Raw genomic sequence first — 24,166 nt, forward strand, 5'->3', positions numbered from 1 at the left:
CCAGGAACAGATACCTGCGCTGGCGGGGCGGAGTAAATACTCGTCCTCAATGCCCTCAACGGGTTTTGAGAAGCCGATAAAATTACCGTTATGCCAAGGTTAAGGGCCGTATGGCTCAACGGTCACACGACGCCAGCAAAGAATGGCAGTCCCCGCTTCGAGCGATTCCAGCGCTAACTTCATCACAGCAAGCGCCCGCATCTTCGTTTACGATGCCAGGCGTTGCATCGCGCTCTTCTTCAAGCTCCGAAATGGTCTTCAGGAGCTATTCTTTTAGGGTATTGCTCATGATGCTGCTCCTTTGCGAAGTTGGGCGGCGAACTCGCGGGCATCATCACCGCTGATATCTGCATGCATCTCTTTGGCGAACATCTCCACTGCTTGCGCCCGAACTTCAGCTAGGAAAGTATCGGTGGCCGGGGTTTCTCTACGTTGCATTACGACATTTATCGCCTGCTGTAAGCCCACATCAGGCCTCATGGAGCCGTGCGTGTTGAATGCGTCCAAAGCCAACAGCATTGTTTCGCTGTCAGTTGCCGGGACTTTTTTCAGCCCCGCATTCTCCGCAGCCAGCGCAGCGAGCTTGGCTTCTGACTCGGCAAGTTTCTTACGCAAACCAAGTTCACAGCTATGCGCACCGCTGCGCCCCCTCTCAAAAGAAAATCCGCAGTCACAATAAAAAACGTTGTCTTTCTCGGTAATCATGCCGCCGCCTTGTTGTGTGAAAAACGTTTCAGGTCAAAGTCGATTGTTGCCCGCAGGTCACGGAAGATACCGCAGCGCCCGTGGCGAACTAGACCACCCTGCTCCACCGCTACGCGGAGATATTTATCCGCTGTGGTCCGGTGAAGGCCGAACATCGCAACGACGTCATTCGTGGTGATGCGCCCCTGCTCCTTCACCAGTTCGATAATTCGGTTGATGATCAGGGCGCGTTCTCTGTCGGTTTTCTTTCTGGCCATCGGTTATTCCCTCCCTGTCAGCTGCTGCACGAGATTTCTGTGGCGACCAATAACACGAACCGCGTCACGCAGTTTGGTCAGTTGCTCCAGCTTGTTTCTGGTGCGGCGGATTTCGCGAGAAATGTCCCGCACCGCTGGTACCGCTTCGACTGCGTCGCACCCTTCGGTGAACGAGGGGATTTCACTCACGATCTGTTCGACTGGTTTTGCTTCTTCCGGCGCGGCAGGTGCCTCCGGTACCGGTTCTTGCTTAAGGGGTTCTGTAACAACCGCAAGGGACCAGGTAACGCCTTTGCCCTTCCCGTTCTTCACCACAACGCCCTGGCGCTCCAGCGCGCGAAGAACAGAGACCATTCCGCGGGCATTGCGATTGACGGCCGCAGCCAGCGAAACTGTCGTCATTGCCCCTTGCTCACGCAGCTGCTGTCGGACGACATCAGGATCAACGGGTTCCGGCTCCTCACCTTTCAGACGCGGCGCCGGATGAACAGGTGCCTTTGGCGTTGACTGCTGAGACTGACCTTTCACGGTACCGAGGAACCAGCCGCCGTCTCCAAAATCGCATAACCCCTGATCACGCTGCTCACGTAACATGGTGAGCGCATCGACCGGGTCGATATCAAGACGTGCAGCAACTTCGCGGTATGTCGCCCGGCCCATTTTTTCCAGTGCTTGAATTACGGTTTCCATGGTTTTTCCTCTGAAATTATTTAACAGGACGCAGATGCGACACGTTTTTTCGATAACTTTCCCAGTCGAAATTCACCCAGATACCGCCATCCATCTGAAGACGATCCATAACGCGAGCGCCCAGGGTGTTCACCAGTTCGCCGTGGTTCAGATTGGTCAGGATGCCGACCGGACGCATCGAGGAAAGTCGACGGTCAATAACTTGATTGATGATGACCTTCTCGCCACTGGAGCCGCGCTGAATACCGACCTCATCCAGCACCAGGAGATCAACGTTACACAGGTCGTTTAGCAGGGACGATTCGGACTGCCCGTCGTCGTAGCACTCGCGAACACGGAGCATCAGGTCGGGGATGGTCACTACCAGAACCGAGTGGCCTGCACCCAGCAGGTGATTGCCAATTGCCGCGGCAAGGTGGTTCTTACCGGTTCCTGGCGCTCCACTGAATACAAAGCTTGCGAAGCTGCCGCCGCCGAAGTTCTGCGCGTAGCTTTTTGCCATGCTGTATGCCTGGCGCTGCTCCGGCCCTTTCACCTCGTAATTGGCGAACGAGCAACTGCGATGCAGTGCCTGGATGCCGGCACGACCAAAAATCTTTTCTGAGCGGGCGCGCTGGTTCATCTTGTCGATTTCTCCGGACCGCTTACGACCTTCGGTTTCCTGCCACGCCTGCCACTCTTCAACGCTGGTGAATTTTGGCTGAACGCTGGCCGGGATAATTTTCTTCAGGCGCTCAAGTGCGCTTCCAGTACCAATCATATTTTTCATCGCTACCCCCTGAACCCTGGTGGGATGGATTTATCTGGACGAGAAATGGCATTCAGATCGCGCATACCTGATGGCGCCGTCACTTCCCAGGCTTCCTCATAGTGTTTCGAAGGGCCATAAAACGTTGCCGCCTGCTTCACGTACTCCGTATTCAGCTTCCCTGTAGCCCTCACGAACTCAGCGTAACGCCGGGTGCCGTCAAGCAACTCCTGAACTGTGGCACCTGTTTTAACCCTGGCCTTCCAGGCTTTGCAGGCGTCAGCCTTGCTGTTGCCGCCTGAACGCTTTGGATAAATCGCCCATGCCTGTTCGAAGTCGTCAGGGTAGGGATTTTTTTTCTGAGAGGTCACACCATCGGAGGAGTCATCACTACCTGGGGGTGTGGCGGAGCCATGCCCCAAAATGTTTTCTTCTTCCTGTTCCTGTTCCTGTTCCTGTTCCTGGTTAAGGAACGGTTCCAAAACCCTTTCAGAACCCTTTAGTTTTGCGCCTCCGAAATGAGCTATCGCATCATTCATAATCCGCGCCAGCTCTGGCTTGACGGACGACTTATCCGGCACCTGTGAAAATAAGCGCATGGCCGCTATACCCTGATTGGGATTCTCAACAGGGTTCCAGCTCATGAAGTTCCTGATCAGAACCCATTTCGTGGTAATATCACGCGTTGCGAAACCGTTCTTGGATAGTTCATCAAACCCTTTCGAAACCCTTTCGGAACTCCAGTTAAGGTCTTCTGAAACGTATCCATCAGGCAGACGGAAACACCCAATCATGTTCGTGTGTTGTCCCGTGAGCAGGTACAGCGCAAGCAGACGAGCATCATCAGAAACTCGCCGCATTCCATCGCTTATCCAAAAAGATGTATGCACCTTGCCGTAATCACGCATAAAAACCTCTGAATGCTTAAATTGCTGTCGGTTCGTCAGTTTTTGCTGAGTGCTTAAAGATCACATCGACGCACAAAAAAACGCAGTCCTGACAGATGCATCCACCAGGCCCAGCAATAAGTGAGCCATTGAACTCGGTGCTTTTAACTCCGCAGAATGAGCACATGTAAAAATCTCGTATTTCTTTTTTACTAGCTGTTTTTTCTGTCATAATCCCCTCGTAATTTCGCCTTGAATTACATCGAAGGTCGGTTCCGTTGGCGCGGCCCGGCCTTCACCTCTTTCAGAACAGCCCCTGCTGCTTACCGCGCTTGATGCGCTTCGACTCAAACCGGTCTGCCGGCACAGTCTGTTTTTCAGCCCATAACTTCGCGTGACGCAAAACATCATCGAAAATCCTCCCCTTACGACTTGCCTGAGACATTCGCTTGTACATATCGACGGCCTGGAATGCCCCCCCCCTGCGCGACAGCTGCGGTGAAGCCCTGCCGGATAAGTTCTTCGCGAACGTGCTTTTCAATAAATTCGACATGATTCACTGCACACCTCACATGACGCCCGGGCCCATGACTGCGAGACCACTCAGAACCTGAACAACAGCCTCGCCAGGCAGAAGCGCCAGCAGGTGTTCAATGCCCTCCCTCACCTCTTTCACCAGCTGGTGCTGCGGCGCCCTCAGAATCACCGCGCGTTTCGCTTCCCCGATCTCCTTCTCCATCGCTGCATAACGCGTCATAAAGCAGTCCTGAGGTACCAGGCGGCCACGGAACTCAAGCGGTAGAACGGCGATGATCGCGGGCGACAGCTGGCTGATGTTTTTGCGCGCATACTCCGTATCACCATCGAGCCAGCGGAAGAGTTTCTGACGCTTACGGCTCAGGTCTTCGGGAAATTCCAGCCCGGCGCCGCCCTGTCGTTCCCACTCCTCAACGATGATCCCGGCAACGACATCCTGGTTATCCAGTGACGCGGCCCAGGCACGAACGGCATCGCGGATCTGTTCGTGCTTATCTGCCGCGCCTGGCTGATTGCGATTTATCATCGCAACCGGAGTTAATCCGGTATTTTGTTGATATGAAATGGCGTGCATGTTCAGGACTCCTGTTTTGGCAGCCCGTCTGTGGGATTTGGATATGCTTCGGGATCAATTTCATGAGGGGTAACCACCCAGCCCAGGAGCTGGCATAACGGGATGATGCGTTTCTGTGGAATTCCATTTTTATAAATCCACTTCCCGACAGCCTGACCGCTGATACCAAAATGCTTACCAATAGAGGCCCGGGAAGACGAGCTATGTGGCCACGGCAATGACAGGCATGCGCCGCCTGCGTGCCCTTCCCGGCCAGGTGTCCTGATAAAGAATTATCAAACGGCCCCGGTAGGGGCCCTTGGAGAATAAAGATGAGCAAAGCAACGAATAAATTTGAGCTGATGAGCACTAAAGACATCTGCGGGCAGCTGTGTATTTCCTCACGTACGCTCGAACGCTACAGGAAAAGAGCCCCAAACGAGAACCCTTTCCCTGAGCCCGATTGCGCTTACATGGGCGGCCCCAATAAATGGTTAAAAACCAAAGTTACAGCCTGGCAAATCAGAGAGATGTCCAGGACCACCCGCAAGCCTATGTCCCACTTAAACCTCACGCGTGATGATAAAGGCCGCCTCACCCGACCTGACGCGGCGTGAACTCCAGAATGTCGGGCTCGACGATGCTCATAAGTCGGGCCCACCACTTACCATATGCCACTCTCATTTCCTCAACATAGGTGTGCTTGTCGTATACCGACCACACCCCAGGCAGTTTGTGCCCGAGCATTATCTCGGCGATATGCGGCTCGGTTAGCTCTGAGAAATTCGTTCGCGCAGTTCGGCGTAGGTCATGAATAGTAAAGTGTGGGACCTGCTCGTTATAAGCCTTGAGCATGAACTTAACCAGGTTGCTGCTGATGCTCATATGGAAGCCTTCACTCATCGGCTTGTCTTCATATTTTGAAAAAACAAAGCGTCCAGGCGCCAGCTCAATGGCCCGTTTTATCAGCGGGAGCATTTCCGGGATGATAGGTCGAATTATCGGTTTCTTTGTCTTCCGCCCTGTCTTGTGGTTTTCCCATGGAACAGTCCAGATCCCTTCTTCAAAATCAAAGTGTGCGACTTCAGCCTGCCGGAGTTCGCCGACCCTGCACGCCCATATCAGTGACAATTTATAGAGGATCTTGTTTCGCTCAATGAGTCGGGAATCCTCAATGGCTCGCCAGACAATCGCCAGTTCTTTACGGTCCAGGGTTCGCTCACCCATTTGTTTCTGGATGCCGAAATCACGCCCAGACATTTCTGACAGCGGGTTAACTTCCAGCAGCTGCCGTTTCACTGCCCAGGAATAACACTGTCGGCCGTTGCTGATCACGCGCCGGGTGATCTCGCTGTAACCCTGGGCCAATCTGTCCAGGACAGTGAGCCAGTTGTGTAACGTGAGCTGATGCGCAGGGTATTTCCCGAGCTTGGGGAAAACGTGCAGTTCAAACGAGCGGAGGACCTGCCCGGCTGATTCTTTCTGAATGCAGACCATTGAGTGCCATTCACGGAACAGCTCTTCGAAGGTGTACTGGCTATTAATCTTGGCTTTGTCGAGGCTTTGCCTGATCCTTGGGTTTTCGCCACGGGCAAGAATAGCGGCCCACTTAGCCACTTCATCGCGCGCAGCCTTTAAACCGAACTCCGGATAGCTGCCGATCGTCATCTTGTCCTGTTTACCCAGGAAGCGGAATCGGTAGAAAAAAGTAACGGCCCCCTTTTTGGAGATACGTACCCACAGACCATCACGGTCTGCCTTTTCTTCAACTTTGTCTCGTTCGCGCCCAAGGCACGACTTTAGATAACTATCTGAAATAGCCATGATTTGTCCCTGCGTGTGTCCATCAGAACGGGGGGTTATGTGTCCATCATAGGATATGGACGCACTGGTGGACACAAAAACCATGACTTATGATGTCGTAGGTTGACTGTACATGCAAACAGTATAATTTTTGGAAAGGCTGATTTGATGGGGATCTTGAGGCGTTTTTGTCGGAGGTTTGCGGAGGCTGGCGGGGTATCAATTATCGATGTGAGCAATGATCGAAAAGTTACGTATGTTCTTCATATAGTTAAATAATTATGCCTTACGAATTCCTGGAGGCCGCTGTTCTTAGCCTGACGTTTTTCAGTGCGAAAACGCAGCATTCTACACTACATCCTCGTCAGCTGGAACTGCACTTAGAGCCAGGTATAGCGCGAAGAGACGGCGTTTTCTTTATTGCGATGTAAATAATAATAAAGCCCGGCAGATCACCGGGCCTCAGAAGAGAGCGTCTCAACACGAAGTTGGTCGGGTGCCAGTGCAACGCTGAGGATAACGGGCTGCCACGCTTCCCGGGCGGCAAGCCTTGGGGAAACGCCTTTAGCAAGCCAGAACCCGCCCACGCCGCCCAACGCGGCCCCGCACATGGCGGCCAAATCTGTGCCGAACAGCATCTGGAAAACCCCGCCCATCACGAACAGACCTGCCAGCGGAGAAAGGTAAACCAGCATGGCGGAAGTTAGCAGGCTACCTTCAGCGATGCCCAGCTCCACTTTTTGCCCTGCCACCAGCGGCTGATCGCTCGGCACAGCAATAGTGTGCGACGTTTGCGGCCCCAGCTTATTCAACACGCGGCTGCCGCAACCGGCTCGCGAAGCGCAACTGCTGCATGATGCTTTAACGTCACAGCTAACAAGCGCTACGCCATCCTGCCAGGATACGACCGTGGCCCACTCTTTAATCATTGCGCAGCCCTGAATTTAATGCTGTCGGAAATACGTTTTGCCGTTGGCGGCGGTAATTCACCGACAATGGTAATTTCCGCATTATCGCGCACCGTCGTGCTGACCGTCCGGCGACCGGTACGGAGCATCTGTTCGGAACTGTTCGCCGTAGCGCGATTAATATTCACCGAGAAGCTAAACAGCCCATCGGAATAGAGTCGCGACTCAACCGGAGTTTCGATAGTAGGCAGCTGGCGACGACTGCTGGAAACTTCGCTGAACCCTTGCGGGATCCAGGATGGTACCCAGTTAAAATTGACAGAATCGCCGGCAGGCACGGAAAGCAAAGGCGGCAGGCTGGCTTTGGCCAGATTCTGCATGCTGTTGCCGACCTGACTGTTTACGACAAAGGAGATCACACGGAACTGCTCCAGCGTTTCACCGTCGCGATCGAGCAGATCAACGCGCATCGGCAGCTTCGTCTCTGCGTCAATCCAGACGATATAGCTGTAACGCGTCCCATCCCGCGCAACAACGCGGATCACTTCGCACAGCCTGTCGGCAATACGCGTTCGCCCCACCGAGATAAAATCATAGTAGGGGGCGAGACGTTTAAAATCGGTGTAAATGAGCGACGGCAGGGAGTCAACGATGTAGTCACCATTGAGCGTAAACGGCTCAAGGCCAGGCTCGAAATAGCTGATTTCGTTCCCACGCTGGACCACTTCCCGACGCGGGCCATCCATCTGTAAAAGCTGGGCGAGCGGCTGGTTATCAAGGCGGGCGTGGCGATAGCGTAACGATTCGACACCCTGCTTATTGATGCTGATAAATGCCAACTCGTAATTGAGTGACTGGCTGGCCAGATTCATTTGCTGCAACAACGCCCCGGATGAAACATCAGCCGAGGCGTTAGCAGAGAAGAACAGGCTACCCGCCATCAAAGACATGGCGAACCAAAGTTGCTTCATTACTGCGATTGCGTTCCTAAAGTTTGGTTTCCTGGCACCTGCACAGCAGCCTGCTGGGTTTGGGCCTGCTCAAACTGAAGCTGCTCGGAGTGCAGACGGCGCTGCAACTCGTAATCCTGCAACATCGCATTAATGCGACGGCGCTGCTCCTGTACCTGCTGTTGCTGTCCGCCGCTTGCGGAGGCATCTGCCGGTACGCCCAGGCTAACCGGGCTGGCTTTACCCATCATCGGCAGCGTATTAAACACTGGCGCTTCAGGTTGCTGATTGGCTTCAGACTGAGTGTTATAGTGCTGGACCCCAACGATAACTGCAAGCGATACGCACGCAGCGACCCCCATCTGGGTGAGCTGGCTGGCCCATGGACGCACCTTGTGCCAGAACGGCATTTTCTGCCACTGGTGAGGTGCAGGCTGCGCTTCAGGAATCAGCGGCGTGGTCTGATGAACAGGTTCGTTCTCAATGGCCGCCATAACGCGTGCTGAGATATCGAAATGGAGAACCTCACTGGTATCACCGCGCAGCGTGTCGCGGATAAGATGATAGCTCTCCCAGGTCTGTTGCATTTCGGGAGAATGAGACAACTCATCGAGCAGCTCATTATCCAGCGTTTCACCATCCATTAAAGCGGAAAGTTTTTCTTTCTGCATGCCTAATACCTTTTCCAGTATCCCGCTATCGTCAACGCCTGATAAGCGGTTGAACTTTATTATCAATGGCTTCTCGCGCACGGAAAATTCGTGAACGAACCGTGCCGACCGGACAATCCATGATGGCGGCTATCTCTTCATAGCTTAGGCCATCCAGCTCCCGTAACGTAATTGCCATGCGTAAATCTTCCGGGAGCGACTCGATCGTGCGAAAAACGATTTGTCTCAGTTCTTCTGACAACATTAAGTTCTCAGGGTTCGAAATTTCTTTCAGCGCGCCGCCACTTTCGAAGTTTTCTGCGTCGATAGCGTCAACATCACTTGAAGGCGGACGCCGGCCCTGAGCAACCAAATAATTCTTAGCCGTATTGACTGCAATACGATACAGCCAGGTATAAAAAGCACTATCCCCCCGGAATGAATCCAGCGCGCGATAGGCCTTAATAAAAGACTCTTGTACAACATCAGGAACATCGCCTGACGGTACATAGCGGGAAACCAGACTCGCTACCTTATGCTGGTAGCGCACCACCAGTAGGTTAAAAGCTTTCTGATCTCCCTTCTGGACCCGTTCAACCAGGACCTGGTCCGTTAACTGCTCGCTCATCCGAGGTAATGTCTCCCCAAACCAAATTCCACGCGTTATCGAAACGCCACTCTAACAACATTGCACTTTGAGCAAGCACCGAATTAGAGTGACTGTTCTTCAATAAGTTCCGTAACGCCTTTGTTTTTGTTCATCGCGCCGCAGACCATTCATTTTCTCTCATTATAAGTCTGTTCACGATACGCACCCGCTTTCTGACAAGAATCATTAACTTTATCGTCAGAAGAGTAACGCAACACAGGCTTTATTTCACCACAAAATCTGAAGCTAACGATCTGCTTCGCAAAATATTTCCGGCCATTTAGCGCAGATTTAACCTCCGGGATTCCGTTTAGTCATTGCAACACACCTCAAAAAAAACGTGCGATATCTCGCATCGCAATGCTATTCTCCCCACACCATGTTTAGTAAATTAAACAAACATCATGAACACGACGCCTGAACTTCATTGTGATGTACTGATCATTGGCAGCGGTGCTGCTGGCCTCTCCCTCGCACTGCGCCTGGCGGAACATCAGAACGTAATCGTGCTGAGTAAAGGGCCGATGAGCGAAGGTTCCACCTTCTATGCACAAGGCGGTATTGCCGCGGTGTTTGATGAAACGGATAGCATTGCCTCGCATGTAGAAGACACCCTGATTGCCGGCGCCGGGATTGTGGATAAGCATGCCGCAGAGTTTGTCGCCAGCAATGCCCGCCACTGCGTGCAATGGCTTATCGATCAGGGCGTGCTGTTTGATACGCAGGTTCAGCCTAATGGTGAAGAGAGCTATCACCTGACCCGTGAAGGCGGGCACAGCCACCGCCGTATTCTGCACGCTGCTGATGCAACCGGAAAAGCGGTTGAAACCACGCTGGTCAGCAAAGCCCTCAGCCATCCCAATATTCGGGTACTGGAGCGCAGCAACGCCGTCGACCTGATTATTTCCGATAAAATTGGCCTGCCCGGCACGCGCCGTGTTGTCGGCGCATGGGTGTGGAATCGGAATAAAGAGAAGGTGGAAACCTGCCAGGCAAAAGCCGTTGTGCTGGCCACCGGCGGCGCCTCCAAGGTTTACCAGTACACGACTAACCCGGATATCGCCTCCGGAGACGGTATCGCCATGGCCTGGCGCGCAGGTTGCCGCGTGGCGAATCTGGAGTTTAACCAGTTCCATCCTACCGCCCTGTTCCACCCGCAGGCGCGTAACTTCCTGTTAACTGAAGCGTTGCGTGGCGAAGGCGCGTATCTGAAGCGTCCGGACGGTTCCAGGTTTATGCCGGACTTCGACCCCCGAGGTGAACTGGCACCGCGGGATATCGTGGCCCGCGCCATTGACCACGAGATGAAGCGGCTTGGCGTGGACTGTATGTATCTGGACATTAGCCATAAACCGGCAGACTTTATTCGCCAGCACTTCCCGATGATTTATGAAAAGCTGCTGAGTCTGGGTATTGATCTAACCCGCGATCCGGTGCCGATTGTACCTGCCGCCCACTATACCTGTGGCGGGGTGATGGTTGACGATCATGGTCGTACCGACGTGGATGGTTTGTATGCGATCGGCGAGGTCAGCTATACCGGCCTGCATGGTGCGAATCGCATGGCCTCAAACTCGCTGCTGGAGTGTCTGGTGTATGGGTGGTCGGCTGCGGAAGATATTACCAAACGCATGCCCTATGCACGTCCGACAACACACTTGCCGGCATGGGATGAAAGTCGGGTAGAAAACCCGGACGAACTGGTGGTAATCCAGCATAACTGGCACGAGCTGCGGCTTTTCATGTGGGATTATGTCGGGATTGTACGTACAACGAAGCGTCTGGAACGCGCGTTACGCCGCATCATGATGTTGCAGCAGGAAATCGATGAATATTACGCCAACTTCCGCGTTTCTAATAATCTGCTGGAGCTGCGCAACCTTGTGCAGGTTGCCGAGCTGATTGTGCGCTGTGCAATGATGCGCAAAGAGAGCCGTGGCCTGCATTATACGCTGGACTATCCCGAACCGCTTGAAACGTCCGGGCCGTCGGTGTTGACGCCGCAGGTTCACATAAAAAGATAAAAGGCCTGGGTCAGAGCTGTGTAATCTTCGGAATAACGCTGGTCTGGCCCACGAATGACCATCCTGTCGATAAAGCACTCGCCCTCTTTCGGCGAGAGTGCCAGCAACACGCGGTGCGGTAAGCGTCCTTCCGTATCCGAAATATCGGTACGAAGACGCAGATTCCAGCCGATCTCATGTGCGATCTCAATGAAGGTATTACCCGTGCTTTCAGGCAAGACCACGCAGAAAAATCCCTCTTCCGAGATGAGCTCCGCCGCACTGGTCAGTAGCGCCTTGTGATCGAGCGAGCCGGTGTAACGTGCCTGCTCGCGTTCCGGCGTGCCACATTCCACGCCTGGCGTGAAATACGGCGGATTGCTGACAATCAAATCGTAACGCGCGGTCTGCTCCGGCGCCCAGGTCAGGACATCGGCGCATTCTACCCTGATGCGTTCTGCCCACGGAGAGTCGGCAGCGTTTTCACTTGCCTGCCGGGCCGCCTGAGGATCAAGCTCAACGGCATCGATCGTGACGTGTTCTTCCGTTCGCTGCGCCAGCATCAGCGCCTGAAGTCCGCTGCCCGTACCAATATCCAGAATGCGTTTTACACCTGCGACAGGAGCCCATGCCCCCAGTAAAATACCGTCTGTACCGACTTTCATCGCACAACGATCGTGCGCCACAAAAAACTGTTTAAACGTAAAACCATCGCGGCGCAACTGCGCTTTGAGTTGAGACATGTCGGGGCAACCTTCTGAGTGAAACTGGAGTAGCATAGGGGAAAGCGAAGTGGTCGAAAAGCGATATCCATACAAACAGATGAAGATTACAGCCGTAACGTCTATAATCAGCGCCCCACACAGAGGTAGAACATGACTGTAACGACTTTTTCCGAACTTGAACTCGATGAAAGCCTGCTCAATGCCCTTGAGAGCAAAGGCTTTACACGCCCGACCGCCATTCAGGCCGCGGCCATTCCGCCTGCGCTTGAGGGCCGCGATGTGCTCGGTTCTGCGCCAACCGGCACGGGGAAGACAGCAGCCTACTTGCTGCCTGTGTTGCAGCATTTGCTCGACTTTCCGCGTAAAAAATCAGGCCCGCCGCGCATTTTGATCCTGACCCCGACCCGTGAACTGGCGATGCAGGTTGCCGAACACGCGCGTGAGCTGGCGGCGAACACCCATCTGGATATCGCGACCATCACCGGCGGCGTAGCGTATATGAACCACGCCGAAGTGTTCAGCGAAAACCAGGATATCGTTGTCGCGACGACAGGCCGTCTGCTGCAATACATAAAAGAAGAGAACTTCGACTGCCGCGCAGTGGAAACGCTGATTCTCGATGAAGCTGACCGCATGCTGGACATGGGCTTTGCCCAGGACATCGAACACATCGCGGGTGAAACGCGCTGGCGTAACCAGACAATGCTGTTCTCGGCAACCCTTGAAGGGGATGCCATTAAAGATTTCGCCGAACGTCTGCTGGAAGATCCGGTGGAAGTGTCCGCTACGCCATCGACCCGTGAGCGTAAGAAGATCCACCAGTGGTACTACCGCGCAGATAACCTTGAGCATAAGGTTGAGTTGTTGAAACACCTGCTGAAGCAGGAAGAGGCAACCCGTACCATCGTATTCGTACGCAAACGTGAGCGCGTGCATGAACTGGCAGAAATGCTGCGCAATGCCGGTATCAACAACTGCTATCTCGAAGGTGAAATGGCGCAGGTTAAGCGTACCGAAGGGATTAAGCGCCTGACCGATGGCCGCGTGAATGTGCTGGTTGCCACCGACGTTGCCGCGCGCGGGATCGACATCCCGGACGTGAGCCACGTGATCAACTTTGATATGCCGCGCAGCGGTGATACTTACCTGCACCGTATTGGTCGTACCGGCCGTGCGGGCCGCAAAGGTATTGCTATCTCTCTGGTAGAAGCGCACGACCATTTGCTGCTACAGAAAATTGGCCGCTACGTTGAGGAGCCGCTGAAAGCTCGCGTGATTGACGGACTTCGTCCGACCACACGTGCGCCGAGTGAAAAAATGACGGGTAAACCGTCCAAGAAAGCGCTCGCGAAACGTGCTGAGAGAAAAGAGAAAGAAAAAGAGAAGCCGCGCGTTAAACAGCGCCACCGCGATACCAAAAATATTGGTAAGCGCCGTAAGCCAAGCTCTGCTGCGTCAGAGACAAAAACGGAAGAGTAAAAAAAAGCCGGGACATTCCCGGCTTTTTTATTCCACCCCCAAAGCTGAAACCTTACAGGCTTTCAGTAAAGGTACGCGCGATAACGTCGCGCTGCTGTTCCGGGGTCAGAGAGTTGAAACGCACCGCATAGCCAGACACACGGATGGTCAGCTGCGGGTATTTTTCCGGGTGCTCAACGGCATCCATCAGCGTTTCGCGACGCAGGACGTTAACGTTCAGGTGCTGACCACCTTCCACGCGTACTTCTGGCTGCACTTGCATTGGAATTTCACGGTATTCAATTTCGCCCAGTTTGCTCACCGGAACGATTTCGTCTTCCGCAAAACCTGCTTTCGCTACTACACAGCGCGCTTCGTTTTTCTCGCTGTCCAGCAGCCAGAAAGAGTTCAGCAGATCGTCATTTGCAGCTTTAGTAATCTGGATACCTGTAATCATGTGTTGCCTCCCTTAGGCTACATTAACTGATGCTGGCCTTTTGCGGCCAATTGGTAAAACCATTGTTTGTTGTGTGTATATATAACATTCAGTCCCGGGTGATTTATTGATTTAAATCAACAAAACCACCAACCACACAAAGAGTGTGGTCTGTATTTTTTGTTTTAGATCAATTTTAAAGGTTTACCAATTCAACTTATCCAGCCTGGTTTTCAACATAAATTGAGTCACTTAGCCTGCTTTTCCGCGGGTAATTTTGCTCGTTGGGGTTTAACAGGTAAGCTAGCACAGAATGAGATTCGCAGGAGAGCGAGATGACAACACCTTTAACCTGGCATGACGTGCTGGCTGAAGAGAAGCAGCAGCCCTATTTTATTAACACCCTCAGTACCGTTGCGGCTGAACGGCAGGCCGGCCAGACAATTTATCCGCCGCAGAAAGATGTGTTTAACGCCTTCCGCTACACCGAACTGAGTGATGTAAAGGTGGTTATCCTGGGGCAGGATCCGTACCACGGCCCCGGGCAGGCTCACGGACTGGCATTTTCCGTGCGTCCGGGCGTGGCCATCCCCCCTTCTCTGCTGAATATGTATAAAGAGCTGGAAGGAACGATTCCGGGTTTCACCCGCCCTAATCACGGTTATCTGGAAAGCTGGGCGCGCCAGGGCGTGCTGTTGCTGAATACCGTATTAACGGTCCGGGCGGGTCAGGCACACTCCCACGCCAGTCTGGGATGGGAAACCTTTACCGATAAGGTTATCAGCCTGATCAATGAGCATCGTGAAGGCGTCGTGTTTTTACTCTGGGGTTCGCATGCCCAAAAGAAAGGGGCGATTATCGATCGTCAGCGTCATCACGTGCTGAAGGCGCCGCACCCGTCGCCGCTGTCTGCGCATCGTGGTTTCTTTGGCAGTAATCATTTTGTTCTGACGAATGAGTGGCTGGAAAAGCGTGGCGAAAAGCCGATTGACTGGATGCCTGTGTTACCGGCAGAGAGCGAGTAGGGTTTGAATGTGCCGGGTCAGGCCCGGCACATAAAAGGCTTATGCCTTGTTCTGACGCCACCATTCCGCCAGCAGCACGCCGGTCGCAACGGATACGTTCAGGCTTTCAACGTTGCCAGTGCCGTCGATAGAGACGCTCAGGTCAGCGCTGGAGAGTGCCGCATCAGACAGACCATCGCGCTCCTGACCTAACACCAGCACCATTTTGCGCGGCAACGTCGCTTTAAACAACGGCGTAGCGGCACGGCTTGAGGTGGTGACAATGGTGTAGCCCGCGTTACGGAATTGTTCAAGGGCTTCCAGCACGCTGTCGCCGGTGATCGGCTGAACGTGCTCTGCACCACCTTCCGCAGTACGAATCGCCGCACCGGATTCCAGCAGCGCGGCATCCTGCAACAGAACGCCTTTCACGCCAAAATGCGCGCAGCTACGCATCATAGCGCCCAGGTTATGCGGGTTACCCACATCTTCCAGCGCCAGCACGCAGTCATCGGCATCCGCCTGGCTAACCCACTGCTGCACGGTAGTGCCGTTACGTTTTTTGATCAGGAAGCAGACGCCGCCGTGGTGTTCTGTACCGGACGCTTTTGTCAGCTCGGCATCGTCAACCACGTGGTAGGCTTTGCGGTTCGCCGCCATCCAGCGCAGCGCTTCTTTAAAGCGCGGGGTCACGCTCTGGATAAACCATGCACGAACGATACACTCCGGGCGGCTCTGGAACAGGGCCTGACAGGCGTTCTCACCGTAGACACGGGTCTCTTCCGCACGCTGACGACGCAGCACTTCCGGATCGATAAAGCTTTTTCCGCTGATACCGCCGTGATCGGCTTTTTCGGTCGTCTCTTCACCGGGCGCGCGAGAAACGGTACGCCATGGCGATCCACCGTCGCGGACAAAATCATCGCGTTTGCGATCGTCACGCTTACGGTCATCACGTTTGCGGTCATCGCCGCGGTTATTTCTGTCATCGCGGGCGGGGCGACGGCCACCGTCTGCACGAGAAGACGCCGGACGCCCGCCACCTTTTCCGGTACGCGGATTTTGGGTGCGTTTATCAGAGTCATCATCACTGCGGACATACATCACTTTGACCTTGCCGCTTTTGTTTTTCATTTCGTCGTTCATGCTTTTCTCCACCAGCGCTGCGCGAAGCGCGCAGATTACCCGATGTGCAAGCTCATAGCCATAATTTCGTACAAAAGCCTGTGACTATTGTTCCCATTGAATAAAACGCGTTGTCGTTTCATACAGGCTCACTGATAATATGTAACATATCAGAAACATTATCGGCGTTCTGCCGTTGTTCCACGGCTCTATCAGAGGTTAGTTATGAATACCGTATGTGCCAACTGTCAGGCTTTAAACCGCATTCCGGACGATCGGATGGATGACGGTGCGAAATGCGGGCGTTGTGGCCACGAATTATTTGATGGCGATGTCATTAACGCGACGGGTGCTACGCTGGACAAACTCCTCAAGGACGATCTGCCTGTTGTGGTCGATTTCTGGGCACCGTGGTGCGGCCCCTGCCGTAACTTTGCGCCCATCTTCGAAGACGTGGCTGAAGAGCGCAGCGGGAAAATGCGTTTTGTCAAAGTGAATACCGAAGCGGAACGTGAACTCAGCGCCCGTTTTCGCATTCGCAGCATTCCAACCATTATGATTTTCAAAAATGGTGAAGTGATCGACATGCTCAATGGTGCAGTACCAAAAGCGCCTTTCGACAGCTGGTTAAACAAATCCCTGTAACATTCGCGGGGCATATCTTGTGCCCCGTTCTCTCCTCTGCGAAAATGGGGTTTTTCCTGCCTTTTCGCCCATGACTGATAACGCTGTACTTCAATTACGCGCCGAGCGCCTTGCGCGCGCCACCCGCCCTTTTCTGGCCCGAGGCAATCGTATTCGCCGCTGCCAGCGCTGCCTTTTACCGCTGAAAGTGTGTCTGTGCGAAACGCTTGCGCCGAGCGAGGCGAAAAGCCGCTTTTGTCTGGTCATGTTCGATACCGAACCGATGAAGCCCAGCAACACAGGGCGTTTGATCGCCGATATTCTACCCAACACCGCAGCGTTTCAGTGGTCGCGCACTGAGCCACCTCAGGCTCTGCTCGACCTGGTGGCAAGCCCGGACTATCAGCCCATGGTCGTTTTCCCGGCATCATATGCAGGCGAACAACGTCAGGTACTTACGGCGCCACCATCCGGTAAGCCGCCGCTGTTTATTATGCTCGACGGCACCTGGACCGAAGCAAGAAAGATGTTTCGCAAAAGCCCTTATCTTGATGCGCTGCCGGTGATTTCCGTCGATCTGTCGCGTGTTTCGGCCTATCGCTTGCGTGAAGCGCATGCCGACGGTCAATATTGCACCGCTGAAGTCGCCATAGCGCTACTGGATCTGGCGGGCGATACCCAGGCGGCCGGCGCGCTGGGCAGTCACTTCTCCTGCTTCCGCGAACGTTATCTTGCGGGAAAAACCGTTCATAAGGGTAGTGTCACAGCAACTGAGGCAGAAAGCGTTTAAAATCATCAGGTCGCTTGCATTCACAGGAGGCCTGCATGAGCCAGAGAGGGTTAGAAGCGCTACTCCGTCCGAAATCCATTGCCGTTATTGGCGCCTCGATGAAACCGGACCGCGCAGGGTATCTGATGATGCGCAATCTGCTGGCTGGCGGATTTAACGGCCCGGTCATGCCCGTTACGCCCGCTTATAAGGCGGTACAGGGGGTGCTGGCGTGGCCGGACGTGCAAAGTTTACCGTTTGTTCCCGACCTCGCCGTGCTCTGTACGCATGCGAAACGAAACCTCGAATTGCTTGAGTCGCTCGGTCAGAAAGGCTGTAAAACCTGCATTATTCTTTCCTCGCCTCCTGAACAGCAGCCCGAACTGCTGGCCTGCGCCAGCCGCTACCAGATGCGCATTCTTGGTCCAAATAGCCTCGGTCTGCTTGCGCCCTGGCAAGGGCTGAATGCCAGTTTTTCCCCGGTTCCGATCCGTAAAGGCAAACTGGCCTTTATTTCGCAGTCGGCTGCGGTATCCAATACCATCCTCGACTGGGCGCAGCAGCGTGAGATGGGCTTTTCCTATTTCATTGCCCTCGGCGACAGCCTGGACATTGACGTCGATGAGCTGTTGGATTTCCTGGCGCGTGACAGCAAAACCAGCGCTATCCTGCTCTACCTTGAACACCTGAGCGACGCCCGTCGTTTTGTGTCGGCGTCGCGTAGCGCATCACGTAATAAACCGATTCTGGTCATCAAAAGCGGGCGCAGCCCCGCGGCTCAGCGCCTGCTACATTCCCGTTCCGGGATGGATCCCGCATGGGATGCAGCGATCCAGCGCGCCGGTTTAATGCGGGTACAGGATACGCACGAGCTTTTTTCCGCCGTCGAAACGTTAAGCCACATGCGCCCCCTGCGCGGTGAAAAGCTGATGATTGTCAGCAACGGTGCAGCTCCCGCCGCCCTGGCGCTGGACGAGCTCTGGCTACGCAACGGCAAGCTGGCCACGCTGGGTGAAGAGACGCTCCAGCGCCTGCGGGATGCGTTACCGGGAAGCGTTGTTCCCGATAATCCCCTCGATTTGCGCGATGATGCCAGCAGCGATCGTTACATTAAGGCGATCACGATTTTGCTGGATAGCCAGGACTTTGATGCGCTGATGATTATCCATTCGCCCAGCGCGGTTGCGCCAGGCAGCGAAAGTGCGCGTGCGCTGATTGAGGCGGTCCGAAACCATCCCCGCGGTAAATACGTTACCCTGCTGACCAACTGGTGCGGCGAATTCTCCTCGCAGGAGGCACGGCGTCTGTTTAGTGAAGCCGGGTTGCCAACCTACCGTACCCCAGAGGGCACCATTACCGCGTTTATGCATATGGTTGAATACCGCCGCAACCAGAAGCAGCTGCGTGAAACGCCTGCCCTGCCGGGCAATCTCACCGCAAATTCGGTGGATGTGCACAGGCTATTGCAGCAGGCCATCGAAGAGGGCGCCACTTCCCTTGACACACATGAGGTACAACCCATTCTTGGCAGTTATGGAATGCAAACCCTGCCCACCTGGATTGCCGGCGACAGCGCTGAGGCGGTACATATTGCTGAGCAGATTGGTTATCCGGTCGCGCTGAAGCTGCGCTCTCCCGATATTCCGCACAAATCGGATGTGCAGGGCGTCATGCTGTATCTGCGCACCGCGACAGAAGTACAACAGGCCGCGGATGCCATTATCGATCGCGTAAAAATGACGTGGCCACAGGCCAGGATCCACGGCCTGCTGGTGCAGAGCATGGCCAACCGTGCAGGTGCGCAGGAGCTGCGCGTGGTTGTCGAACACGATCCGGTTTTTGGTCCGCTCATTATGCTGGGTGAAGGCGGCGTTGAGTGGCGGCCAGAAGAACAGGCGGTTGTCGCGCTTCCCCCTCTGAACATGAACCTGGCGCGTTATTTAATTATTCAGGCCATCAAAAGCAAAAAAATCCGCGGGAGAAGCGCTCTGCGGCCGCTTGATATCGCCGGGTTAAGCCAGTTTCTGGTGAAGGTCTCCAACCTCATTGTTGACTGTGCGGAGATCCAGCGCCTGGATATTCACCCCCTTCTTGCCTCCGGAAATGAATTTACCGCCCTGGACGTGACGCTGGATATTGCGCCCTATATCGGTGACCCGGAAAGCCGTCTCGCCATTCGTCCTTATCCTCTTCATCTGGAAGAGTGGGTGGAGATGAAAAATGGGGAGCGGGCGCTGTTTCGCCCTATCCTGCCGGAAGACGAGCCGCTGCTGCGGGCGTTCATATCGCAGGTGACGAAGGAAGATTTGTACTATCGCTATTTCAGCGAAATCAATGAATTTACCCACGACGATTTAGCCAATATGACCCAGATCGACTACGATCGAGAAATGGCGATTGTGGCGGTCCGCCGTTCCGGAGCGGGAGAGGAGATCCTCGGCGTGACGCGCGCTATTTCCGACCCGGATAACGTGGATGCGGAGTTTGCCGTACTGGTGCGTTCCGATCTTAAGGGTTTGGGCTTGGGCAGACGGCTGCTCGAAAAACTTATTGGTTATACGCGCGCTCACGGATTGTCACGCCTGAATGGCATTACTATGCCAAACAATCGGGGTATGGTGACCCTGGCGCGGAAGCTCGGTTTTGACGTTGATATCCAGCTGGATGAAGGCATTGTCTCTCTGTCCCTCAGCCTGACTTCGACGGATAAACAAGAGTAAGCTGCTGGAAATGTTACCCACTTTTACCGGCACTGGGGTATCATTGTCCGCTTATGTTGTTTGCCTGGTACAGACAACCCTTCAATGAACAGAGAAGAAACGCACTGTGATGTTGTCAAAATTTAAGCGTAATAAACATCAACAACACCTTGCTCAACTACCGAAGATTTCTCAGTCAGTTGATGATGTAGAGTTCTTTTATGCTCCCGCTCATTTCCGGGAGACGCTTCTTGAAAAGATTGCCAGCGCTACGCGACGTATTTGCATTGTGGCGCTCTATCTTGAACAAGATGAAGGTGGGCGTGCGATCCTGAACGCGCTCTATGAAGCGAAACGTCAGCGTCCGGAACTGGATGTTCGCGTGCTGGTTGACTGGCACCGTGCTCAGCGTGGCCGTATTGGTGCGGCTGCCTCGAATACCAATGCTGACTGGTATTGCCGCACGGCCCAGGAAAATCCGGGTATTGATATCCCGGTGTATGGCGTACCGGTGAATACCCGTGAAGCGCTTGGCGTTCTTCATTTTAAAGGATTTATCATTGATGACAGCGTCCTTTATAGCGGCGCCAGCCTGAATGATGTGTATCTCCATCAGCTCGGTAAATACCGCTACGATCGCTACCATCTGATCCGCAATCCGCAGATGGCTGACATCATGTTCAACTGGGTTGATAAAAACCTGGTTCATGGTCGGGGTGTGCACCGTCTTGACGATCCTCATCGTCCGAAAAGCCCGGAAATCAAAAACGACGTTCGCTCCTTCCGCCAGGAACTGCGCGATGCGGTTTATCGTTTTCAGGGTGATGCCAGTAATGAAGAACTGTCCGTTACGCCCCTGGTAGGCCTGGGGAAATCCAGCCTGCTGAACAAGACCATCTTTCATTTGATGCCGTGCGCTGAACATAAGCTCACCATCTGCACCCCTTACTTTAACCTTCCCGCCGTTCTGGTGCGTAATATCATTCAGCTGCTGCGTGATGGTAAAAAGGTGGAAATCATTGTCGGGGATAAAACGGCAAATGACTTTTTCATTCCGGAGGATCAGCCTTTCAAGATCATCGGCGCACTGCCTTATCTCTATGAGATTAACCTGCGCCGCTTCCTGAGCCGTTTACAGTACTATGTGAACACGGACCAGCTGGTTGTGCGTCTCTGGAAAGATGAAGACAACAGCTATCACCTCAAAGGGATGTGGGTGGATGACGAGTGGATGCTGCTGACCGGTAATAACCTGAACCCACGCGCCTGGCGTCTGGATCTGGAAAACGCCATCCTTATTCATGATCCTCAGCATGCGTTAGCCGCGAAACGCGATCGTGAGCTGGAGCTTATACGCACGCATACCACCGTGGTTCGTCATTATCGCGATCTGCAAAGCATCGCTGATTATCCGGTGAAAGTTCGCAAGCTGATTCGCCGTCTACGTCGGATCCGTATCGACCGCCTCATCAGCCGCATTCTGTAATACACGGGCCCTGTCATCGACGGGGCTTTTTTTATGGAGTCTGTTAATGCGTACGCCTTTCCTGATAATCCCTCTTTTCCTGACCGGTTGCAGCCATATGGCTAATGATAACTGGTCGGGTCAGGATAAAGCTCAACACTTTCTGGCGTCTGCAATGTTGTCCGCTGCGGGTAATGAGTATGCGCTGCACCAGGGGTATAGCCGGGATCGAAGTGCCACAATGGGCCTGATGTTCTCCATCAGCCTGGGGGCATCAAAAGAACTTTGGGATAGCCGCCCCTCGGGAAGCGGCTGGAGCTGGAAAGATTTTGCCTGGGACGTAGCCGGGGCAACAACCGGCTACGCCGTCTGGCAGATGGCGCATTATTAAAGGCGGATCCCTTTTCCTTTACGATGCAGCATCAGGGAGACAATAAACGCCAGCGCCCCCATGATGGTGACATACCAGAAGAAGGTCGTTTCACTGCCCCATGACTTTAGGGATAGCGCGACATATTCTGCTGATCCGCCAAACAGGGCGTTAGCGACCGCATAAGAGAGGCCTACGCCCAGCGCCCTCACCTGTGCGGGAAACATTTCCGCTTTCAAAATGCCACTGATTGCCGTGTAAAAACTAATAATAATAAGTGCCACCATAATCAAAGCGAAAGCGGCATACGGAGAGGTTGTATGCTGTAGCGCCGTCAAAAGCGGAACAGTCCCCAGGGTGAGCATGCCACCAAAGATCAGCATGGAGGTGCGGCGACCTATTTTGTCCGACAGCGCGCCAACAATCGGCTGAATGAGCATAAAGACCAGTAACGCCACCGTCATGACGACACTCGCAACGTTAGCATGCATGCCCGTCGTGTTGACCAGATATTTTTGCATATAGGTGGTGAAGGTATAGAAGCTTAGCGAGCCTGCGGCGGTAAAGCCTAATACCATCAAAAATGCTTTGCGGTTACGCCACAACCCTTTCATCGAACCGGCTTCTTTCAGCGCCCTGACCTCCTGCTGGGAGGTTTCATCAAGCTGACGGCGTAACCACAGCGCCACAACCGCCAGGGCGGCCCCCAGGGCAAACGGTATGCGCCAGCCCCAGGCGCGTAAATCTTCATCGCTAAGGATTTGTTGAAGGATCACCACAACCAGTAACGCCAGTAGCTGTCCGCCAATGAGGGTTACATACTGGAATGATGCATAGAAACCTTTGCGCCCTTCAACAGCCACTTCGCTCATGTATGTCGCGCTGGTGCCGTATTCGCCACCCACTGACAGCCCCTGGAACAGACGTGCCAGCAACAGCAACGCCGGTGCCCATGTTCCGATTGTGTCATATCCGGGCAAGCAGGCAATCACCAGCGAGCCGACGCACATCATGCACACAGAGATGAGCATGGATGTCTTGCGCCCTTTCCTGTCCGCGATCCTGCCGAACAGCCATCCGCCAATGGGACGCATCAGGAACCCGGCGGCAAAAACGCCTGCGGTTTGCAGAAGCTGCGTTGTGGTGTTCCCTGATGGGAAAAAGATATGCGCAAAGTAGAGTGAACAGAATGAATAGACGTAAAAATCAAACCACTCTACAAGGTTCCCCGATGAGGCTCCAACAATTGCCCAAACCCGACGGCGAGTATCCTTGCCTGCTAAACTTGTGTTATCCGTATCTGCACTGGCTACGGTTTCTGTCATTTTAAAATCCCCTGTCTCACATTGCGGGCCATTGCCCACAAACAGTAAAACCGGATTTAAAACGAATCGTTAGGTAAATAAAATGTTTCCAATATGTTCATTGGTTTTTGTGAACTCGATCAGGTATCGAATTATTAGCGGACGTAGTAATTATCCCCACGCTTGCTGGTGAGCCTTTTTTCGCTGCAAATAATCTTCATCGGCACGAATTTTATCCCACCACGTTTTGAATACCGCAGCGGCCTCTGCTTTTACTGGATCGTGATCGAGGGGTTTGACCTGGCGCTTCTCATCATACTTTTTTCCGCCTTTATGATTGGCGTATCGCCGGGCACGGGTGTATCCCATCTGTATGAATTTACGCGCCATATCCATACCTACAAAATCGTTATTCCTGCGGTACTCTTCAAAGAGGGCGTAGATCTCTTCTGCCGAACGCGCTGCGACTTCAGCATTTTTATAACGCCAGTGTGGAAGGATTTCGCTTTTATAAGGCTCGACCATCAATACGCCCTGCTCACCCCGGCCCACCTGATACCGTTCGGGATGTTCGCGAAAATTAATATTGGCAAAATCTTGTTGATAATCAAAGGGACGAGTCAAAGCGGCACCATTGTTAAAATTGTTTTAACAATTGTAGGCCGGATAAGGGGAAGCCGCCATCCGGCATGTTTTCCGCGCCCAAAGCAAAAAACCCCGTACCTTACGGTACGGGGTTTTTCTTGTTTGATGCCTGGCAGTTCCCTACTCTCACATGGGGAGACCCCACACTACCATCGGCGCTACGGCGTTTCACTTCTGAGTTCGGCATGGGGTCAGGTGGGAC

Annotated in this window: 28 protein-coding genes, 1 rRNA gene and 1 pseudogene; 10 read left to right on the top strand and 20 right to left on the bottom strand. The window is 53.8% G+C overall.

The genetic code is table 11. The annotated features are described in order from the left end of the window. Nucleotides 1–285: 285 nt before the first annotated feature. The 9 genes from ACOTX1_RS21665 to ACOTX1_RS21705 form a co-directional block, all read right to left on the bottom strand. Nucleotides 286–705, bottom strand: a complete 420-nt coding sequence (locus ACOTX1_RS21665; RefSeq protein ID WP_023304246.1) for a hypothetical protein — start codon at nt 703–705, stop codon at nt 286–288. Next, the gene (locus tag ACOTX1_RS21670) at nt 702–962 is read right to left on the bottom strand and encodes a DUF977 family protein (RefSeq protein WP_006811594.1); all 261 of its coding nucleotides are present in this window, start codon (nt 960–962) and stop codon (nt 702–704) included. Before ACOTX1_RS21670 ends, ACOTX1_RS21665 begins: the two co-directional genes overlap by 4 nt. Before the next feature lie 3 nt (nt 963–965). Beyond that, the gene (locus tag ACOTX1_RS21675; RefSeq protein ID WP_006811595.1) at nt 966–1,652 is read right to left on the bottom strand and encodes a DUF1627 domain-containing protein; all 687 of its coding nucleotides are present in this window, start codon (nt 1,650–1,652) and stop codon (nt 966–968) included. A 16-nt stretch (nt 1,653–1,668) separates the two neighbouring features. Further along, nucleotides 1,669–2,421, bottom strand: a complete 753-nt coding sequence (locus ACOTX1_RS21680; RefSeq protein WP_006811596.1) for an ATP-binding protein — start codon at nt 2,419–2,421, stop codon at nt 1,669–1,671. Nucleotides 2,422–2,423: 2 nt separating this feature from the next. Then, on the bottom strand, nt 2,424–3,308 hold the full coding sequence (locus ACOTX1_RS21685; RefSeq protein ID WP_023314676.1) for a hypothetical protein: 885 nt from the start codon (nt 3,306–3,308) through the stop codon (nt 2,424–2,426). Nucleotides 3,309–3,324: 16 nt separating this feature from the next. After that, nucleotides 3,325–3,519 carry a ClpX C4-type zinc finger protein gene (locus tag ACOTX1_RS21690; RefSeq protein WP_072255972.1) on the bottom strand — a complete coding sequence of 65 codons (195 nt, stop codon included), beginning with the start codon at nt 3,517–3,519 and terminating at the stop codon, nt 3,325–3,327. A gap of 72 nt (nt 3,520–3,591) precedes the next feature. Further along, the gene (locus ACOTX1_RS21695) at nt 3,592–3,840 is read right to left on the bottom strand and encodes a hypothetical protein (RefSeq protein WP_006811598.1); all 249 of its coding nucleotides are present in this window, start codon (nt 3,838–3,840) and stop codon (nt 3,592–3,594) included. A 15-nt stretch (nt 3,841–3,855) separates the two neighbouring features. Beyond that, nucleotides 3,856–4,398 carry a toxin YdaT domain-containing protein gene (locus tag ACOTX1_RS21700; protein ID WP_006811599.1) on the bottom strand — a complete coding sequence of 181 codons (543 nt, stop codon included), beginning with the start codon at nt 4,396–4,398 and terminating at the stop codon, nt 3,856–3,858. Between the two features lie 2 nt (nt 4,399–4,400). Beyond that, nucleotides 4,401–4,622 (bottom strand): hypothetical protein, encoded by a 222-nt coding sequence (locus tag ACOTX1_RS21705; RefSeq protein ID WP_045326139.1) that lies wholly within the window; start codon nt 4,620–4,622, stop codon nt 4,401–4,403. Between ACOTX1_RS21705 and ACOTX1_RS21710 the strand changes: the two are divergent. Then, nucleotides 4,592–4,663, top strand: a pseudogene (locus ACOTX1_RS21710) (DUF4060 family protein); the annotation flags it as partial. The gene ACOTX1_RS21705 and the pseudogene ACOTX1_RS21710 overlap by 31 nt on opposite strands. Before the next feature lie 46 nt (nt 4,664–4,709). Next, a complete protein-coding gene (gene xis, locus ACOTX1_RS21715; protein ID WP_023314677.1) occupies nt 4,710–4,994 on the top strand; it encodes an excisionase Xis in 285 nt (94 codons plus the stop codon). Here the strand turns inward: xis and ACOTX1_RS21720 are convergent. The 5 genes from ACOTX1_RS21720 to rpoE form a co-directional block, all read right to left on the bottom strand. Beyond that, complete coding sequence (locus ACOTX1_RS21720; protein ID WP_006811608.1) at nt 4,972–6,201, bottom strand: tyrosine-type recombinase/integrase; 1,230 nt, start codon at nt 6,199–6,201, stop codon at nt 4,972–4,974. The genes xis and ACOTX1_RS21720 overlap by 23 nt on opposite strands. A 431-nt stretch (nt 6,202–6,632) precedes the next feature. After that, the gene (gene rseC / locus ACOTX1_RS21725; RefSeq protein ID WP_006811609.1) at nt 6,633–7,109 is read right to left on the bottom strand and encodes a SoxR-reducing system protein RseC; all 477 of its coding nucleotides are present in this window, start codon (nt 7,107–7,109) and stop codon (nt 6,633–6,635) included. Next, entirely contained in the window at nt 7,106–8,059 is a 954-nt protein-coding gene (rseB, locus tag ACOTX1_RS21730; RefSeq protein ID WP_032667255.1) for a sigma-E factor regulatory protein RseB, read from the bottom strand. Before rseB ends, rseC begins: the two co-directional genes overlap by 4 nt. Further along, a complete protein-coding gene (gene rseA, locus ACOTX1_RS21735) occupies nt 8,059–8,709 on the bottom strand; it encodes an anti-sigma-E factor RseA (protein ID WP_003860719.1) in 651 nt (216 codons plus the stop codon). The genes rseB and rseA overlap by 1 nt, the downstream gene beginning before the upstream one ends. A gap of 31 nt (nt 8,710–8,740) precedes the next feature. Next, the gene (gene rpoE, locus ACOTX1_RS21740) at nt 8,741–9,316 is read right to left on the bottom strand and encodes an RNA polymerase sigma factor RpoE (RefSeq protein ID WP_006176728.1); all 576 of its coding nucleotides are present in this window, start codon (nt 9,314–9,316) and stop codon (nt 8,741–8,743) included. 425 nt (nt 9,317–9,741) lie between these two features. Here rpoE and nadB point away from each other — a divergent pair, with 425 nt between their 5' ends. Beyond that, nucleotides 9,742–11,361, top strand: a complete 1,620-nt coding sequence (nadB, locus tag ACOTX1_RS21745; RefSeq protein WP_023314679.1) for an L-aspartate oxidase — start codon at nt 9,742–9,744, stop codon at nt 11,359–11,361. Here nadB and trmN read toward each other — a convergent pair. Continuing rightward, complete coding sequence (trmN, locus tag ACOTX1_RS21750; RefSeq protein ID WP_003860724.1) at nt 11,346–12,083, bottom strand: tRNA(1)(Val) (adenine(37)-N(6))-methyltransferase TrmN; 738 nt, start codon at nt 12,081–12,083, stop codon at nt 11,346–11,348. The genes nadB and trmN overlap by 16 nt on opposite strands. A gap of 132 nt (nt 12,084–12,215) precedes the next feature. Here trmN and srmB point away from each other — a divergent pair, with 132 nt between their 5' ends. Further along, nucleotides 12,216–13,544, top strand: a complete 1,329-nt coding sequence (gene srmB / locus ACOTX1_RS21755) for an ATP-dependent RNA helicase SrmB (protein ID WP_003860725.1) — start codon at nt 12,216–12,218, stop codon at nt 13,542–13,544. 52 nt (nt 13,545–13,596) lie between these two features. Here the strand turns inward: srmB and grcA are convergent, their stop codons facing one another. Continuing rightward, nucleotides 13,597–13,980: an autonomous glycyl radical cofactor GrcA gene (grcA, locus tag ACOTX1_RS21760; protein ID WP_003860727.1), complete on the bottom strand. Its 384-nt coding sequence runs from the start codon at nt 13,978–13,980 to the stop codon at nt 13,597–13,599. A 314-nt stretch (nt 13,981–14,294) separates the two neighbouring features. On the opposite strand from grcA, the gene ung reads away from it, so the two are divergent. Next, complete coding sequence (gene ung, locus ACOTX1_RS21765; RefSeq protein ID WP_003860729.1) at nt 14,295–14,984, top strand: uracil-DNA glycosylase; 690 nt, start codon at nt 14,295–14,297, stop codon at nt 14,982–14,984. A 39-nt stretch (nt 14,985–15,023) separates the two neighbouring features. Here ung and ACOTX1_RS21770 read toward each other — a convergent pair whose 3' ends face one another. After that, on the bottom strand, nt 15,024–16,109 hold the full coding sequence (locus ACOTX1_RS21770; protein WP_023314680.1) for a tRNA/rRNA methyltransferase: 1,086 nt from the start codon (nt 16,107–16,109) through the stop codon (nt 15,024–15,026). A 204-nt stretch (nt 16,110–16,313) separates the two neighbouring features. Between ACOTX1_RS21770 and trxC the strand changes: the two genes are divergently transcribed. The 5 genes from trxC to ACOTX1_RS21795 all read left to right on the top strand — a co-directional run bounded on the left by trxC (nt 16,314) and on the right by ACOTX1_RS21795 (nt 22,036). Beyond that, the gene (trxC, locus tag ACOTX1_RS21775; protein ID WP_023314681.1) at nt 16,314–16,733 is read left to right on the top strand and encodes a thioredoxin TrxC; all 420 of its coding nucleotides are present in this window, start codon (nt 16,314–16,316) and stop codon (nt 16,731–16,733) included. 70 nt (nt 16,734–16,803) lie between these two features. Next, nucleotides 16,804–17,502, top strand: coding sequence for a tRNA-uridine aminocarboxypropyltransferase (tapT, locus tag ACOTX1_RS21780; protein ID WP_003860734.1), 699 nt, complete (start codon nt 16,804–16,806; stop codon nt 17,500–17,502). Between the two features lie 35 nt (nt 17,503–17,537). Further along, on the top strand, nt 17,538–20,201 hold the full coding sequence (locus ACOTX1_RS21785; protein WP_252055875.1) for a bifunctional acetate--CoA ligase family protein/GNAT family N-acetyltransferase: 2,664 nt from the start codon (nt 17,538–17,540) through the stop codon (nt 20,199–20,201). Nucleotides 20,202–20,310: 109 nt separating this feature from the next. Beyond that, the gene (pssA, locus tag ACOTX1_RS21790; RefSeq protein WP_023314682.1) at nt 20,311–21,666 is read left to right on the top strand and encodes a CDP-diacylglycerol--serine O-phosphatidyltransferase; all 1,356 of its coding nucleotides are present in this window, start codon (nt 20,311–20,313) and stop codon (nt 21,664–21,666) included. A 46-nt stretch (nt 21,667–21,712) separates the two neighbouring features. Next, nucleotides 21,713–22,036: a YfiM family lipoprotein gene (locus ACOTX1_RS21795; protein ID WP_003860739.1), complete on the top strand. Its 324-nt coding sequence runs from the start codon at nt 21,713–21,715 to the stop codon at nt 22,034–22,036. On the opposite strand, the gene ACOTX1_RS21800 is transcribed toward ACOTX1_RS21795, so the two are convergent. From ACOTX1_RS21800 to rrf, 3 genes are all read right to left on the bottom strand, one after another. After that, the gene (locus tag ACOTX1_RS21800; protein ID WP_003860741.1) at nt 22,033–23,340 is read right to left on the bottom strand and encodes an MFS family transporter; all 1,308 of its coding nucleotides are present in this window, start codon (nt 23,338–23,340) and stop codon (nt 22,033–22,035) included. The two genes, ACOTX1_RS21795 and ACOTX1_RS21800, sit on opposite strands and share 4 nt — an antisense overlap. Nucleotides 23,341–23,490: 150 nt before the next feature. Continuing rightward, a complete protein-coding gene (locus ACOTX1_RS21805) occupies nt 23,491–23,943 on the bottom strand; it encodes a DUF4385 domain-containing protein (protein WP_006811623.1) in 453 nt (150 codons plus the stop codon). Nucleotides 23,944–24,071: 128 nt separating this feature from the next. Then, nucleotides 24,072–24,166: ribosomal RNA gene (rrf, locus tag ACOTX1_RS21810) — 5S ribosomal RNA — on the bottom strand; the annotation flags it as partial.

It is taken from the genome of Enterobacter cloacae complex sp. IR5401, assembly GCF_049238425.1.
Classification (GTDB): Bacteria; Pseudomonadota; Gammaproteobacteria; order Enterobacterales; family Enterobacteriaceae; genus Enterobacter; species Enterobacter hormaechei_C.